General features: G+C 41.3%; 10 protein-coding genes. 4 read left to right on the top strand and 6 right to left on the bottom strand.

All coding sequences use genetic code 11. The annotated features are described in order from the left end of the window. Nucleotides 1–3: 3 nt before the first annotated feature. Nucleotides 4–717 carry an anti-sigma factor gene (locus BM375_RS08830; protein WP_093365326.1) on the top strand — a complete coding sequence of 238 codons (714 nt, stop codon included), beginning with the start codon at nucleotides 4–6 and terminating at the stop codon, nucleotides 715–717. Between the two features lie 160 nt (nucleotides 718–877). Here the strand turns inward: BM375_RS08830 and BM375_RS08825 are convergent, their stop codons facing one another. Next, nucleotides 878–1,627, bottom strand: a complete 750-nt coding sequence (locus tag BM375_RS08825) for an isocitrate lyase/PEP mutase family protein (RefSeq protein ID WP_093365324.1) — start codon at nucleotides 1,625–1,627, stop codon at nucleotides 878–880. A gap of 104 nt (nucleotides 1,628–1,731) precedes the next feature. Beyond that, the gene (locus BM375_RS08820) at nucleotides 1,732–4,350 is read right to left on the bottom strand and encodes a valine--tRNA ligase (RefSeq protein ID WP_093365323.1); all 2,619 of its coding nucleotides are present in this window, start codon (nucleotides 4,348–4,350) and stop codon (nucleotides 1,732–1,734) included. A gap of 128 nt (nucleotides 4,351–4,478) precedes the next feature. Here BM375_RS08820 and BM375_RS08815 point away from each other — a divergent pair, with 128 nt between their 5' ends. Continuing rightward, a complete protein-coding gene (locus BM375_RS08815) occupies nucleotides 4,479–6,359 on the top strand; it encodes an LTA synthase family protein (protein ID WP_170852627.1) in 1,881 nt (626 codons plus the stop codon). 55 nt (nucleotides 6,360–6,414) lie between these two features. Then, nucleotides 6,415–8,346, top strand: coding sequence for an LTA synthase family protein (locus BM375_RS08810; RefSeq protein ID WP_093365319.1), 1,932 nt, complete (start codon nucleotides 6,415–6,417; stop codon nucleotides 8,344–8,346). A 9-nt stretch (nucleotides 8,347–8,355) separates the two neighbouring features. Here BM375_RS08810 and BM375_RS08805 read toward each other — a convergent pair whose 3' ends face one another. The 4 genes from BM375_RS08805 to BM375_RS08790 all read right to left on the bottom strand — a co-directional run bounded on the left by BM375_RS08805 (nucleotide 8,356) and on the right by BM375_RS08790 (nucleotide 15,029). Further along, a complete protein-coding gene (locus BM375_RS08805) occupies nucleotides 8,356–9,369 on the bottom strand; it encodes a hypothetical protein (protein ID WP_093365317.1) in 1,014 nt (337 codons plus the stop codon). A gap of 161 nt (nucleotides 9,370–9,530) precedes the next feature. After that, nucleotides 9,531–10,775 (bottom strand): 2-oxoglutarate dehydrogenase complex dihydrolipoyllysine-residue succinyltransferase, encoded by a 1,245-nt coding sequence (gene odhB, locus BM375_RS08800; RefSeq protein ID WP_093365315.1) that lies wholly within the window; start codon nucleotides 10,773–10,775, stop codon nucleotides 9,531–9,533. Between the two features lie 99 nt (nucleotides 10,776–10,874). Further along, a complete protein-coding gene (locus BM375_RS08795) occupies nucleotides 10,875–13,613 on the bottom strand; it encodes a 2-oxoglutarate dehydrogenase E1 component (RefSeq protein ID WP_093365314.1) in 2,739 nt (912 codons plus the stop codon). A gap of 174 nt (nucleotides 13,614–13,787) precedes the next feature. Then, nucleotides 13,788–15,029, bottom strand: a complete 1,242-nt coding sequence (locus BM375_RS08790) for a deoxyribodipyrimidine photo-lyase (RefSeq protein ID WP_093365312.1) — start codon at nucleotides 15,027–15,029, stop codon at nucleotides 13,788–13,790. A 270-nt stretch (nucleotides 15,030–15,299) separates the two neighbouring features. Between BM375_RS08790 and BM375_RS08785 the strand changes: the two genes are divergently transcribed. Beyond that, a complete protein-coding gene (locus tag BM375_RS08785; RefSeq protein ID WP_093365311.1) occupies nucleotides 15,300–16,169 on the top strand; it encodes an SDR family oxidoreductase in 870 nt (289 codons plus the stop codon). Nucleotides 16,170–16,218 lie beyond the last annotated feature (49 nt).

Raw genomic sequence — 16,218 nt, 5'->3', positions numbered from 1 at the left:
GTCATGAAGACGAGAGAGGAGCTTATTCAGGATTATATTGATGGCGTATTGTCTGCGGAGGATCAAGACGCATTTGATAATTTGTGGGAGACGGATTCCTCTTTTCAGGAGGAAGTGGGGCTACAGCAGGAATTGCACGCAGTCCTGCGCAAGCGTTTATTGGCAGATGACGGTCCGTTGCGTCAGACTTTACGAGATGCAGAAAAATCGTTCCGCACAGAAAAAGGGAAAATATGGGTTTGGCGAAGGTGGATTATTCCAATTGCTGCGGCAGCGTGCTTGCTTATCTTAGGCCGATTGTTTTTGTTTCCAGGTTCCTATTACCAATTGCCCGAAATGCGCTCTGAGATTGTAAGGGGGGATATAAACAGTGAGAAAAATCAGTATGAGCAGGCGGTTCGTGCGTTCAATGAAAAAGATTATGTGGAGAGTACAAAAATCCTGAAGCAATTACTTTCCGAAGATTCATCGGTATTGCAATATCAGTATTATCTGGGGCTAAGTTTGATCGGGGAGAAGAAATTTGAAGAAGCAACACAGTATCTGTTGCCGTTGGCTGATGGGGAATCGGTATTTCAACATGAGGCCAACTACTATGTGGCAGTAGCTTATATAGAGGGAGGGCAGGAAGAGAAAGCCAAGCAAAGACTGGAAATGATTGGAACTTCATCGAAGATTTACGATAAAGCCCAGAAGTTGCTGAAAAAGTTAAGGTAATTAGATAGTTTATTGCCGATACTATCCATAGAGTTCGGAAGGGTCTGTACGGATTTCTAATAGGAGGAGTCTTCTCGTGCTCGCGGACTATATTAGAAGTAATATGGAATAATGTCTCCTATATTTGCTTTATACAAACATAGGAGACATGCTCATACACCTATTTTGGTAATTTCGGCGATTGAATAAAATCATTAAATACCTCTTTATTCTTTTCGATTAGCCATTCATAAACCTTAGCACCGTGACTCAATCGCTTGACACCCCAAGTGTGCAATGTTTGCACATCTGGTAGTTTGTCCGTTAGGAAAATATTTAACGGTAAGGATGTTGCAGACGTAATTTTTTGAATATCACTTTGCTCTTCTACAAGGGGAATAAATATCCCATCTGCTCCTGCTGCTGTGTACGCTTTAGCCCGTTCAATAGATTCTTCTAACGCCTGTGGGTGTTTGGTAGTGTACGTATCTGCTCGTGCATTAATGAAAATGTCAGGAGTGTTTGCTTTTATAGCCTGAATCTTTTGTACTAATAACTGTGTGTCCTGCAATTTCCGTTCGCCTTGGATAACCTTTCCGTCTTCGAGATTGATCCCGACTACACCAAGGTCAACCAATTGTTTGACATGTTGTGCCACTTTTTCGGGGTTATCGGAGTAACCAGCTTCGAAGTCAACCGATACAGGAATATCAACCGCTTTCACAATACGCTCAACCATAAACAGGATTTCATCCACCGAGATTTCTTCGCCGTCTTCGTAACCCAGTAGATTGGCAATTGCATGGCTAGAGCTTCCTAAAGCTTTAAAACCAGCCTCTTCGGCTAATTTTGCGCTTTGGGCATCCCAGACATTCCCTAATATCAATAATTGTTCTTTTTCGTGAAGTTCTTTAAATGTAGTATAAGACATAATACAATTGTTTTTTATTAAAGAACAGCTGAGGAGTGGTTTTGTTTGTGAGAAGGGGAGGAAGACCTATAAGGTTTTTAAAACCTTATAGGTCTTTGATTAAATTATCCCAAATTAGCCAAGCTTTCTTCCAAAATCTTGATTTTGGCTTCTGCGTCAGCTTTTTTGTTCTGTTCGTTCTGTACGATTTCCGGTTTAGCGTTTTGTACAAAGCGCTCGTTCGATAATTTTTTGTCTACCGATACCAAGAACCCTTGCAGATAAGCGATTTCTTTACTGATACGTTCGCGTTCAGCTTCTACGTCAATATTGTCGGTGTCCAGCTTAACATAGCACTCGGTTTTACCGGCTAAGAAACTGATTGCTCCTGTGATTTTTTCCTGAACGAAGGTCAATTCAGAGATATTGGCCAACTTGACGATACTTTCCTCGTATTTGGAGAAGTTAACGTCTGTATTGTTGATTGCCAAAGGCAGCTCTACTTTTGGCGACATTCCTTTGGAGTTACGGATATTACGTACTTCGGAAATAATCTGCTGTACCGTTGCAAATTCTTTGATGATTTGCTCATCAAAAGCTTTTACTTCAGGATATTGTGCTACGATAACACAATCCTTGGCTTGCCGTGTGCCGAATAACTCATCGTGCCATAATTCTTCAGTCAAGAATGGCATAAATGGATGTGCTAATGCTAATATTTTCTGGAACAAGGTTTTGACCGTTTCTAAAGTTTCGGCTTCGATAGGGCTTTGGTAAGCGGGTTTAACCAATTCTAAGTACCAAGCGCAGAAATCATCCCATACCAATTTATAGGTTGCCATCAGAGCATCGGATAAGCGGTAGTTGGCAAAATGCTCATCGATTTCGGCAACGGCTTGATTAAAGCGGTTCTCAAACCACTGTGCCGCTGTTTTTTGTGCTTCGGTAGCTGGGGTATCAATTGTTTCCCAGCCTTTTACCAAGCGGAATGCGTTCCATATTTTATTGGCAAAGTTACGGCCTTGTTCACAGTAAGACACATCGAACATCAGGTCATTTCCAGCAGGCGATGAGAGTAACATCCCTACACGAACACCATCAGTACCATAATGCTCCATCAATTCAATAGGATCAGGTGAATTCCCTAATGACTTAGACATCTTGCGACCTAATTTATCACGCACAATACCTGTAAGATATACATTACGGAATGGAGGCTTCTCAGTATAATCATGCCCCATGATAATCATGCGCGCTACCCAGAAAAACAGGATCTCCGGTGCTGTCACCAGATCGTTGGTTGGGTAGTAGTATTTGAAATCTTCATTATCTGGATTGCGTACGCCATCAAATACAGACATTGGCCATAACCCGGAAGAAAACCACGTATCTAGAACGTCATCCTCTTGACGGATGCCTTCGGTAGATTTGCCCTGTGCTTCAAACTCCTGTATAGCTTCTGCTTCGGTTTTGGCTACTACCCATTCGTTGTTGCTGTTGTACCAAGCAGGGATACGTTGTCCCCACCACAGCTGGCGGGAAATACACCAATCTTTCACATTTTCCATCCAGTGCTTGTACGAAGCAAAGAATTTCTCCGGGATCAGTTTGATGGTGCCGTTTTCTACATATTCCAAAGCCGGTTTTGCCAGTTGGTCCATTTTGCAGAACCATTGCATAGAGAGCTTAGGCTCGATGGCAGCATCTGTACGTTCAGAGAAGCCAACCTGTGATTTGTAATCTTCAATTTTTTCAATCTGATCGACTTCTTCCAACATTTTCGCCACTTTCTTACGTGCGATAAAGCGGTCTTCACCGATTAATATCTCCGCTTTTTCGTTAAGTGTTCCGTCATCGTTTAAGATGTCGATTACCGGCAAATTGTGCCTTTGCCCCAATTCGTAGTCATTCAAGTCGTGGGCAGGAGTCACTTTTAAACATCCTGTACCGAATTCCATTTCTACATACTCGTCCTGAATAACCGGAATTTCACGATTAACCAAAGGAACGAGTACGGTTTTACCTTTTAGGTGCTGATAACGCTCGTCGTTCGGGTTGATACAGATGGCTGTATCTGCCATAATCGTCTCCGGACGAGTAGTCGCGATAATGAGATATTCTGCGCTGTCTTTGATTTGATAGCGGATGTAGTATAGTTTTTGGTTGACTTCTTTGCGGATTACTTCCTCGTCCGAAAGAGCAGTTTTTCCTTGTGGGTCCCAGTTGACCATGCGTACACCGCGATAGATGTAACCCTCTTTGTAAAACTTGATGAACGTATCAATCACGGCTTCGGAAAGATCCGAATCCATGGTGAATTTGGTGCGATCCCAATCGCAGGAAGCACCAAGCTTTTCCAGTTGCTTCAGGATAATGCCGCCGTATTTTTCTTTCCATTCCCAAGCGTGTTTTAAGAAGTCTTCACGGTTAAGGGATTTTTTGTCGATACCTTGCTCTTTAAGCATAGCGACCACTTTGGCTTCCGTTGCAATCGAGGCATGGTCTGTTCCCGGAACCCAGCAGGCATTTTTACCTTGCATACGTGCACGGCGAATCAACACATCTTGAATGGTATTATTTAGCATGTGCCCCATGTGCAAAACGCCTGTTACGTTTGGCGGCGGCATCACAATGGTGTACGGTTCACGCTCATCAGGTGTAGAACGGAAAAAACCGTTTTCCATCCAATAGGAATACCACTTTTCTTCAGCCTCTTTTGGGTTATAAGTTTTTGCTATGCTCATTGTTATAAATCGTTCAAAAATCGAAATGCAAAAATACGGATTTAAGGGGAGATTTGCGAATGTGCAAATCCGTGAATTTGCAAACAATAATATGTAAATTTGCGGTTAATTTTATTTTTTATACTTATATGAACGTAGGGCAGAAGCCGGGTTGGCGCGTTAGTTTGTTGTTTTTTGTGTCATTATTTGCCTATTGGCTTGTGTTGTCTTTTGTTGACAGAGCAGCTTTCGTCTTGAGTTTCCGATATAAAATAGAGGACGTACAGGATATTGCCTATGCCTTTCTTTATGGACTCAGGCTAGATTTTTCTTTGGCTGCTTATCTAATGGCGTTACCTTTTTTGTTTTTTATTATCCAACAGTTGTGGTTGCAAAGGGGAGTGTCTCCGTGGTTGCTTCGCGTGTATGTGATGTTGCCTACGTTCTTATTTGCAGCAATAACGATTGCTAACCTGCCATTGTATGAGTCATGGGGAGAGAAAGTGAGCAAAAGAGCGCTTACGTTAGGGCTTGATACTATCGGTGGTGTTTCAAGTTCTGTAGATGCGGGTATGCTTTTGCAGGCAGCTTTGATGCTAACCATTTATTTTGTCGTTGCTCATTATTTTTATCATTGGGTGGTGGTGAAGCGAGCGAAATACACATCTCAATCCCTGAAAAGCACAGTTATATTGTTTGTATTGGGAGCTTTAGCCCTCTTTACGTTCATTCGTGGAGGATATGGACGAGCAACATTGAACCAAAGTGCGGTGTATTTCTCTGACGATAATACGGCAAACCATGCTGCGGTCAATACGTATTGGTCCTTTCTGAAAGACTTGACGAAAAGTACGAAAAAGAGTCCTTATCAGTTTATGTCGGAAGAAGAAGCAAAAGCTATCGTGGGTGACAGCTTGTTATATGATCGGGATAGTGTGATCAATGTCTTGAAAACGGATAGGCCAAATGTTATTTTGGTTATTTTGGAGGGGGTGGTGGCACAAGTGTTTGCTGATTTAGGAGGAGAGAAAGACATCACGCCGAAGATGACAACATTGATGCGTGAAGGAGTTAATTTTACACAAGCTTATGCTGCTGCTGATCGTTCTGACAAAGGAATGATTGCCGTATTGAGTGGTTTCCCTTCGCAGGGTCCTGAAAGTATTATCAAATATATTCCGAAACATGAAAAACTACCTGCTGTAGGACAAGTTTTTGACTCCTTGGGCTATGCGACATCCTTTTACCATGGAGGTCAAAGTGAGTTTTATAACTTTAAGTCTTTTATGCTTACGCATGGTATTGATAAAGTGGTGGATAATGCCAATTTCCCTATAAATGCACAGCGTAATTCTTGGGGTGTTTACGATCATCTGGTCGCGAAACGATTATTGAATAGTTTGAAAAAAGAGAAAAAACCCTTTTTCAGTATTTTTTACACACTGGTGAATCATGAACCGTTTGATCTGTCACCCTCGTATGCGTTTGGGAATAAAACCAAAGCTGATGCTTATCGTAGTACTACATTTTATACCGATACGATGTTGTTTAACTTTATTGAAGAAGCAAAACAGCAAGATTGGTACGAAAACACTATTGTAGTGGTTACTTCCGACCATGGACATGTATATCCCACAGAAAAATATGGACTTGATCGTCCGGAACGTTATCATATTCCGCTGTTTGTTTTTGGAGGAGCGCTCAAAGAAGAATACAGAGGTAAGAAGGTAGACGAGGTGGTTAGCCAGTTGGATATAGCCAGTACCTTGGCAGGCTTTGTGCAAGAGAAGACGATGCGGTTTAAGTATTCGCAAGACCTTTTTGCTTTGAGACGGAAACATCTGGCTTTTTATAATTCGAATGCAGCTTTTGGTGTAATAAATAATGAAGGAGCCGTAAGCTATGATATGCTAAAAAGAAATATCAGCTACAGTACGTTTCCAAAAGATAGTGTGGATCACCGGGAGAAACTTATCCACGTAGCGAAGGCTTATTATCAGACGGTTTTTAATGATTTTTTAAAATATTGATCGTATGGATAGTTCACTTTTGTCTAAGGAAATACAGCTCATATCTTTGTTATAAATGAAAAAGATCATCGCACAGTCTGTAGGCAATACTTTTCTGTTGATGGCGGCACAATTTGTTTTGTTGTTGCTATTGTACACAGGTCTCCGTATAGGGTTCTACTGGTATAACGTGGCGTTATTTCCAAGAGTGGAATGGACAGACCTGATCCCGATGTTGTGGGGAGGTATAAAGTTTGATGTTGTAGCCCTACTGTATCTGAATATCCTTTATATCCTCATGCAGTCACTGCCTGTTCCTTTTAAATATGCGGGTATTTATCAAAAAATTGCGCGGTATGTGTTTATCGTGACCAACAGCTTAGGAGTGGCTTTAAACTTAATTGATTATGCCTATTACCCATTTACGTTGAAACGAACGACAGGGACAGTGTTCGGACAATTTGCCAATGAGAAAAATATAGGACGTTTGATTGGTGATTTTTTAATAGACTATTGGGGGCTTGTGCTTGTGTTCATCGCTTTGGTCTATTTGGTGTATAAAATTGCCGGACTAATCTCCCTGAAGCGCCCCATATGGATGAGCTGGGCATTCTATGGTACACAATTGGCATTGTTGCTATTGGTCGCTTTTTTGTTTATTGGGGGAGTACGTGGCGGTTGGGCACATAGCACGAGACCTATCACATTGAGCAATGCGGGTGATTATGTGAAGCTACCCGAAGAAATGAATATCGTGTTGAATACGCCCTTCAGCATGTTGAAAACGTTGAAAGCCATACAGCTAAAAGAGGTTCATTATTATACAGAAGAGGAATTGGATGCACGTTATCCTGTTATTCATTATCCTGCAGATTCTATAACCTTTAAACCGCTGAATGTGGTTTTCCTTATCCTAGAAAGTTTTGGTAAGGAGCACATTGGTGCGCTGAATAAGGTTATAGACGGTGGAAAATACAAAGGTTATACACCGTTTTTGGATTCTTTGGTGCAGGAATCTTTTACCTTTACACGTTCCTTTGCTAATGGACGTAAATCAATCGATGCGCTACCTTCTATCATTACGGGAATACCTTCGGTAGGAGAGCCTTTTGTGCTTTCTATCTATTCGGGTAATAAGACCACAAGCATAGCGAAGCTCTTGGGTGATAAAGGTTATGAGACAGCTTTTTTCCATGGAGCACCAAATGGAAGTATGGGGTTTTCGGCTTATACGCAGCTGGCAGGTATAAAGCATTATTTTGGAAAAGACGAATACAGCAATGATAAGGATTTTGATGGCATTTGGGGAATCTGGGATGAACCTTTTATGCAGTTCATGGCGGATAAGCTGACCGAGATGCCAGAGCCTTTCTTTGCAAGTTTCTTTTCTCTTTCCTCTCACCACCCATTTAAAGTGCCTGAAAAGTATCAGGGGGTCTTCCCTAAGGGACCACTTCCCCTGCATGAGCCTGTGGGGTATACCGACTATGCATTAAGGCAGTTCTTCGAGAAAGCAAAGAAAGCTCCATGGTTTGAAAACACCCTATTTGTCTTATGTGCTGATCATTCGTCGGTTAGTCACTTACCTGCGTATCAGACACAGGCAAACTCGTTTGCTATTCCTATTATTTTTTATCGGCCTGGTGGGGAGTGGAAAGGTATGTCGGATAAATTGGTCCAGCAAATCGATATACTGCCTACCGTATTAAACTATTTGGGGTATGATCAACCTTATTTTTCATTTGGATTTGATGCCTTGTCTTCGAATAAAGATAATTTCTTGGTGAATAATATCGGTGGTGTTTTTAACTTTTTTCAGGGCGACTATTTTATGACCCACGATGGGATAAAACCTATTTCCCTATTCAATTTGAAAGAGGATGCTTTAGAGCGGGATAATCTGCTGTCCAAACAACCTTTGATGGTAGATAGTCTGGATCAGCAGTTAAAAGCATTCATACAGCAGTATAACTATCGGATGATACACAATAGCTTGGTTGTTGAATAGGGGAAAACACTATTTTTTCAAAACTGTGCCGAATCGATAGCGTATAGTGAAAGCCTGTTGGTTGCTGGTCTTATCGGGAGCGATATGAAATGAAGCGGTAAATCGCCCCTCTATATTCCCTTTCTTAAACGGTGACCAGCCTAAATCTAATCGATTATATCGATCCCGATGATAAAAGGAGTCACCATTCGGCAGATTCTGTGCTTCGCCCAGATAAAGTGTATTGTCCAAGAAAAATTGTTTGTAGCCAAGATGTATTTGAGAAATAAATCCTTTGGCTGTTCGCAGCTCATATTCTGTACGCACACGGTCAAACCCAATCGCTATACCGGCATCGATAGTTAAGGAGTCCAGAAACGTTTTTTTGCTGAAATCTGCTCCTAAACGAAGTAGTACAATACCATTATCTTGTATATGGTCGTCGATTTCATCATTACTGGTTAAGGCGTTATGATAAAGCAGGGCATCGTCTGCGACATAAAAATCTCCAAAGCGGTATTTACCTGTTAACCCCACCATAAAGCGTTCCCTTTGATTATGGCTCTGCTTGCTTAACCAATCAATGTATAAGGCCTGTTTTAGGTTTTTTTTCTGAAAGGCAAAGTACATGCCCTCCATATTGGGCTTTTCGTATTGGAATGTATCGGCGAGCACAATTCTTGGAACATCTTTTAACCGCTCGTGTCGGGGCATAAGTCCCAATGCAAAATCAAAATGCCGGTTTTTGAAATTGTAATAAGCGATAGCAGATACATTCTCCTTGTTTTCGTGATGTCTTCCAAAGTCCTGTCCATAATTTAGACCACCGTATATACGATGATTGCTATCAATGGCAAAATACAATTTCGGGGAAATAATAGCGCCCAGAAAAGTTTTGTCTTCGGTGTATATGGATTTGTATTCACGATTATCTACATATCCGAAAAAGTCGATTTCGGCACCTATTTGTTGAGCTTTTGAAAGAAATGGAAGGCTATAACACAAGAAGACAACAACGGATAAAATTTGTATAAATGGTTTCATGTGATGTATAGTTATAACAAAAAAGCGTCATTGCGAGAAGCGTAGCGACGAGGCAATCTGCGTTTTGTTATCTACAGATTGCCGCGTTGTTCCCGAATGTTTTCGGGACAGGCTATTCTTCCTTCTCGCAATGACGACAAGAACTTATTTTTAAAGTATAATTAAACTTCTAACAACAATCTCGCTGGATCTTCCAAAAGTTGTTTAACACGCACCAAGAAACTTACGGACTCACGACCGTCAATGATACGGTGGTCATAAGACAAAGCAATGTACATCATTGGGCGGATAACAACCTGACCGTTTTCAGCAATCGGGCGTTGTACGATATTGTGCATACCCAAAATCGCCGATTGCGGTGCATTGATGATTGGCGTTGACATCATCGAACCAAATACACCACCGTTGGTGATCGTGAATGTTCCGCCAGTCATTTCATCAATGGTCAATTTGTTGTCGCGTGCTTTTGTCGCCAAATTGATGATTTCTTTTTCAATCTGGTACAGACTCATGGATTCCGCATTGCGGATAACTGGAACAACCAAACCTTTAGGTGCTGAAACCGCGATGGAAACGTCACAGAAATCAGAATAAACAATTTCGTTTTCTTCGATGCGTGCGTTCACTGCTGGCCATTCTCTTAGGGCTGTGGTAACTGCTTTTGTGAAGAAGGACATAAATCCTAATCCTACGCCGTGTTTCTCTTTAAAGGTATCTTTGTATTTTGCACGAAGATCCATGATAGGCTGCATATTCACCTCATTGAAAGTGGTTAACATAGCCGTTTCGTTTTTCACGCTAACCAAACGTTTTGCAATGGTTTTACGTAAGGAAGTCATTTTCTCACGACGTTCATTGCGAGAACCTGCTACAGCAACAACCGGTGCTGTTGTGCTAGTCGCTGCTGCCGGTTTGCTTTCCGCTTTCGGAGCAGCTGGCTTAGCTTGTGCTTTTTCAGCATCTTCTTTGGTAATACGTCCGTCTTTACCCGTTCCTTTGATGGTGGAAGGATCGATACCTTTTTCTCTTAATATTTTTGCGGCAGCAGGAGAGGCTGTACCAGCGGCATAAGAGTCTGGGTTTTCATTATCATCTTTGGCTGCTGGTGCTGCAGTTTCTGCAGCAGGAGCTGAAGCTTCTTCTTTTTTCTCGCTACCGCCCGCAGGTGCAGCACCTTCTTCGATGCTACATACTACTGCTCCAATTTCTAATGTGTCACCTTCCTGTGCGATGATACGCAAGATACCTGCTTTTTCTGCCGGTAATTCAAATGTAGCTTTGTCTGATTCCAATTCAGCGATGTTTTCGTCCATCTCAACGTAATCGCCATCTTGTTTTAACCATTGTGCTAAGGTTACTTCTGTGATCGATTCACCTACAGCTGGTACTTTGATTTCTAAGCTCATATTTTTATTTTAAAGTTATGGAAGTGATATAAGTTATGGAAGTGATGGGAGTCAAACCTTCATCGCCTTTATCACTTGTATAACCATTATCACTTTGTTTTAAATTGCAAATGCTTTATTAATTATCTCTTCTTGTTGTGCGACATGCTGTTTCATATACCCAGTTGCCGGAGATCCGCTTTCAGGACGGGCAATCACTTGTAAATCCAAGGTCGATCCACGGAATTTACGACAGTAGAATGGCCATGCGCCCATGTTTTCATTTTCTTCCTGAACCCATACAAATTCAGCTTTCGCATATTTTTTCTGCAATGCCTCAATCTGGTCGTGAGCGATTGGGTACAATTGTTCTACACGTACAACAGCAATATCTTTACGTTTTTCTGTTTCTTGTCGCTCTAACAAATCGTAATAAATCTTACCTGAACATAACAATACACGTTTTACTGTTTTCGCTGTAACGTTGGTGTCGTCAATGATTTCCTGGAATCCTTTTTCGGTAAAGTCAGTCAAAGGTGATACCGTTTTTGGATGACGCAGTAAACTCTTAGGTGTTGCTACGACCAGAGGTTTACGGAAATCGCGATGAAGCTGACGGCGTAATAGATGGAAATAGTTTGCCGGAGTTGTACAGTTGGCAACGATAATATTATTGTTTGCACACAATTCTAAATAGCGTTCAATACGGCAAGAGGAGTGTTCTGGGCCTTGACCTTCCATACCATGCGGTAACAACATGACTAAGCCGTTTGAACGTTTCCATTTGGTTTCGCCAGATGAAATATATTGGTCGAATACGATTTGGGCACCGTTGGCAAAGTCTCCGAACTGTGCTTCCCAAATTGTCAATGCGTTCGGGTTAACCGAGGCATAACCATATTCAAAAGCCAATACAGCATATTCTGATAGTAAAGAGTTGTAGATTGAAAAATTCTCGCCACCCTTTAATTTAGAAAGAGGCGTATATGTTTCGTCAGAATCTTCTAAAGTAACTACAGCATGACGATGAGAGAACGTCCCCCGTTGAACGTCTTGTCCCGATATGCGCACGCGAAAATCCTCGTTAAGTAAGGTAGCGTAAGCCATTAATTCGCCCATTGCCCAATCGTATTTGTCGCTGTCGATCATTTTCAGTCGGTCTTCAAATACCTTCGTAATCTTGCGGAAGAATTTCTTTTCTTTCGGCAATGTGTTCATCTGTTTAGCTAGCTCCAAGAAAAGTTCTTTGCTAACCTTTGTGTCGGCAGTTATACCAATGTCTGCAGTACGAGCTTGATGCAAACCTTTCCATGCACCGGCGAACATAGGTCTTTCTTCCTTGAGCTGTTCTACCGTTTTTGCTTCATCCAGACATTTCTGTAAATCACCGCGAAACCCTTTTTCCAAGTCCTTGGCATACGTACCCTCTATTGAACCTTGTTTGATCAACTTCTCTACATATATCGCAAGTGTATTCGGGTGTTTCTCAATCAGCTTATAAAGTGAGGGCTGTGTGAATTTCGGTTCATCAGCTTCATTATGCCCGTAGCGTCTGTAGCCTAATAAATCGATAAATACATCTGTTTTGTATCGCTGGCGGTATTCGACAGCAAGGTTAATTGCGTATACCAGGGCTTCCACATCATCTCCGTTCACATGGAATACTGGAGATAAAGTCACTTTGGCAATGTCCGTACAATATGTTGATGAACGGGCGTCTTTATAGTTTGTGGTAAAACCTACTTGGTTGTTGATAACAATATGGATGGTACCGCCCGTTTTGTACCCATCCAATTTTGACATCTGGATGGTTTCGTATACGATACCTTGAGCAGCTACAGCAGCATCCCCATGAATCAAGATAGGAGCTATCTTGGAGGAATCACCACTGTATTTTAAATCTATTTTAGAGCGAACCATACCTTCTGCCACACCATCCACTGTTTCTAGGTGTGATGGATTGGGAGCAAGGCTCAGGTGAATATTCTTACCTTCTTGACTGATGATGTCCGAAGAGAACCCTAAGTGATATTTCACATCACCGCCGAATTGCAATTCAGGGTCTTCGGCAGCATACATTTTTCCTTCAAATTCGGAGAAGATTGTTTTGTAGGATTTCCCCATGATATTGGCCAATACATTCAATCGGCCACGGTGAGCCATCCCGACAACGAATTCCTCAATGCCCAAAGAAGAACCTTTTTGAATAACTGAGTCCAATGCCGGAATCAATGATTCTGCGCCTTCTAAAGAGAAGCGTTTCTGACCAAGAAACTTCGTGCCTAAAAAGCTTTCGAAGATGACAGCCTCATTTAGCTTTTTCAAGATACGTTTTTTTGCATCGATAGAAAAGCTTGGGGTGCTGCGGTCGGCCTCAATTTTATCTTGTAAAAATTTGATTTTCTCTGGATGGCGGATATAGCGAAATTCTGCTCCGATAGATCGGCAGTAAGTATCCTCAATAAATTGACGAATATCTTTCAGTTTCGCAGGTCCAATGCCCAACTCAACACCAGCATTGAAAACGGTTTCCATATCGGCTTCTGATAAACCGAATGTTTCTAACTCTTTGCCCGGGAAATATTTCCTGCGTTCACGTACTGGGTTTGTTTCTGTAAACAGGTGCCCGCGATCGCGATATCCGTAGATCATGTTCAATACGTTGATCTCTTTGATAGCGTGCTCAGGAGTTTGTTCGACGGAATTATCGCCTGAGTTTACATTGGTTTGTCCAAAATCGAACCCTTCGAAAAATTTCTGCCAACTTACGTCTACGGAGTTCGGGTCTTCTTTGTAGGATTGATATAACGAGTCGATGTATCCGTTGTCTGCGTTACTCAAATATGTTAATTTATCCATGAGGAAATCTTATGTATAAAAATTTTGGTCAAAGTTAGGAAATAATAAAGAGTTTATCATCCCGAAAATGAACAAAATAATGTCTTAAATTGTATTCTTTTTAAGTTTTTTGTTCATTTCCGGTAAAAATCCGTATCTGTTGCAATTAAGGAGGTTATGTTTTGCTTGGGAGCCTTATTTTACCACCATACGAGGACAATAGTGTTTTTTTAGCAAATCCCGCCATGGAACTTGAATGCTGTCCTTTGTACTTGTACCCTTATCAGCATAATGCGCCCAATATCCGTATACTGTAGCAGGTGCATAATCAATGAAATATTCTTCGAAAACCAGTGCCCCTGCTAGATGGTGTACGCCAAGCTCCTGTAGCATGTAGGCCGCTAATATTTCCCGATATTCATAGGGTAAATTTCCAGTCTGTTTCATTTCATTCAATAGGTCATTGATAGCGTCATTGTCACTGCCTTCTTTCAGCAAGTGGAGTAGGCGATCTGTTGACTGTTGGAAGTCCTTCGTTTCCTCTTGATCTTTAAAGAAAATGTTAGGGTGCTTCTTGAGCATGAATCGGAAATAATCCCGCCAGAATAATCGATTGATAAGGTTATCGTATTTTTTCTTTTTCCCGGTAGGCAAACTCTCCTTTATTTTATGATAATAATAAGCTGGAGAAATATTTCCATGTGCAATGTAGGGTGAGATATAGTTGTAGTCGTTTATCTCATCGTAGCTTGGAGACAGCGTTCGTTCAAGCCAATACAGGCCTTGTTCTTCACCACCTTGTAAAGGCGTACTGTTGGAGTCTGATTGTGCAATTTCCTGTGGGGTAAATCCTAATTCTTCCAGTGTAGGCAGATTAGTCTGCTCCAGGTGAGGGTGGGTAATGATATGATCTATTGCTGGTATGATTGGTCGGACAAAACTTTCTTTTTCAATTTTTTTCTTGAATTGAGCGAAAGATTCGGGTACATCTTTGATAGGGAAAGGAAGGTCTTCCTTGTGATAAAGTGTATGACCGATAAAATGCTTGAGATTGATTCTCTCCTTCCACAAAGCTGCCTCTACTTTTTCTGATATGCGGGTTTCACGAAAAGCAACTTCTCTATGATGATATACTTGCGTTACTTCGTATTTTGCACAGACTTTACTCAAGATTTCTTCTGGTTTTCCGTGAAAAATCAAAAGGTCGGCTCCCAATGCCTGCAATTGGGACTTTAGGTACTCCACGGATTCTAAAAGGAACTTTGTGCGTAGAATACCAGTATAGTGAAATCCATAGCTGTTTTTGCCAAAATAGCGTGAATCAAATATATATACCGGGATAACAATGTCGCCTTTGTTGATCGCCTCAAATAGGATTTCGTTATCGTTAATCCGTAAGTCGTTCCTGAACCAAACTAAAATCACCTTCTTTGTCATACGGGGAATTGCTAAGCAGAGCAGAAATGCCAATAATTTCGTGTACAGGCAAATATAGTTGAAAGAGTCTGCTTTTTCTCTCCATATATGCTGTATAGGTGTTCTTTTTACATATTAGAGACAATCGCTCAAGGCTCTATTAGAGGAGGACATGTTGAATTGTTTTGTGTAAAGAACAATGAGAATGGAAATTTTTGCAAAAAATTGAACAAAATGGAATAACGACTGTTATTAACACATAACTAAATTTGTTAATGCGTTAAGATAATCATGAATGTAGTAATTAGCGGGCTAAATAATTATGCAGGACTGCGGAGTGTTGGTCTTATGGAGGATGAAAATTTCCGGGTTTTTGCTATTGTGAGGAGTCTTGCGCTGTTGCAAAAAAGGTTGTTCGAACCTATAAATGCAGAATTTTTGGAAATGGATCTCCTGCAATATGGCAGTGTAAGTGGGCCGGGATGGCCAGATATTCAGGCGGCCTATTATTTTACGCAAGTGCCCACACTGAGCGACCCTGTTGGTATGAAAGTAGAGCTGCTGTGTCTTGGTAATTTTATTCAGTTTATACGCAGTTTTGGCTGTAATCGGCTGGTGTATGTGGTTAGATTAATGGATAAGATTTTTATTGAGCCGATAGTTATGTTGTTGAAAGAATCGGGAGTGAAGTATACCGTCGTGCTGAAACATAGTGTTATCGGAAGAGACTCGCTGATAGATCGTGTGGTTAAAAAGGTGTGCAATCATCGTTTTTTTCCTTATTCCAATGGTTCAATAAAACGCTTCTTTCAGCCATTAGGTGTACGAGATTTTATTAATTGGCTGAAGAGATTGCTGGAAGTGGAGGTTTTTCAAGGCAGAATTTTAGAAGTAGGGGGAGCAGAAGCCCTATCTTTTCAAGAGCTGTCACAGTTGTATAGACGGTTGGGTATGGTGCGGGAAGATACTCGCTTTTTCCGTTTGCCTGGACAAATGACCGATTTTTTTTATTCACGCAGACTGGGGATGGATAAGAGTGATTTTGAAGAAATGAACAATATGGTCGCGATTGATGATATAACAGAAAATGTCTGGTCGGCTGATATGCCATTTGTATTTGGCTCGGTTGAGGATGTCCTCCGAAGTGACTATAATCTGTAAGAAGCGCTTTCAAAACAGCTTAATTCTATTACTTTTGTAGATATACAGA

The sequence above is a fragment of the Sphingobacterium wenxiniae genome, assembly GCF_900116225.1.
GTDB classification, from domain to species: Bacteria; Bacteroidota; Bacteroidia; order Sphingobacteriales; family Sphingobacteriaceae; genus Sphingobacterium; species Sphingobacterium wenxiniae.
The sequence above is the reverse complement of the archived record's forward strand: the minus strand, read 5'-3'. Positions and strand labels throughout refer to the sequence as shown.

Bases quoted from the DNA above. Each gene is read 5' to 3' on its own strand.
- BM375_RS08810 (WP_093365319.1), top strand. From the start codon at position 6,415: ATGAAAAAGATCATCGCACAGTCTGTAGGCAATACTTTTCTGTTGATG.
- BM375_RS08830 (WP_093365326.1), top strand. From the start codon at position 4: ATGAAGACGAGAGAGGAGCTTATTCAGGATTATATTGATGGCGTATTG.
- BM375_RS08785 (WP_093365311.1), top strand. From the start codon at position 15,300: ATGAATGTAGTAATTAGCGGGCTAAATAATTATGCAGGACTGCGGAGT.
- BM375_RS08790 (WP_093365312.1), bottom strand. From the start codon at position 15,029: ATGACAAAGAAGGTGATTTTAGTTTGGTTCAGGAACGACTTACGGATT.
- odhB (WP_093365315.1), bottom strand. From the start codon at position 10,775: ATGAGCTTAGAAATCAAAGTACCAGCTGTAGGTGAATCGATCACAGAA.
- BM375_RS08805 (WP_093365317.1), bottom strand. From the start codon at position 9,369: ATGAAACCATTTATACAAATTTTATCCGTTGTTGTCTTCTTGTGTTAT.
- BM375_RS08820 (WP_093365323.1), bottom strand. From the start codon at position 4,350: ATGAGCATAGCAAAAACTTATAACCCAAAAGAGGCTGAAGAAAAGTGG.
- BM375_RS08825 (WP_093365324.1), bottom strand. From the start codon at position 1,627: ATGTCTTATACTACATTTAAAGAACTTCACGAAAAAGAACAATTATTG.
- BM375_RS08795 (WP_093365314.1), bottom strand. From the start codon at position 13,613: ATGGATAAATTAACATATTTGAGTAACGCAGACAACGGATACATCGAC.
- BM375_RS08815 (WP_170852627.1), top strand. From the start codon at position 4,479: ATGAACGTAGGGCAGAAGCCGGGTTGGCGCGTTAGTTTGTTGTTTTTT.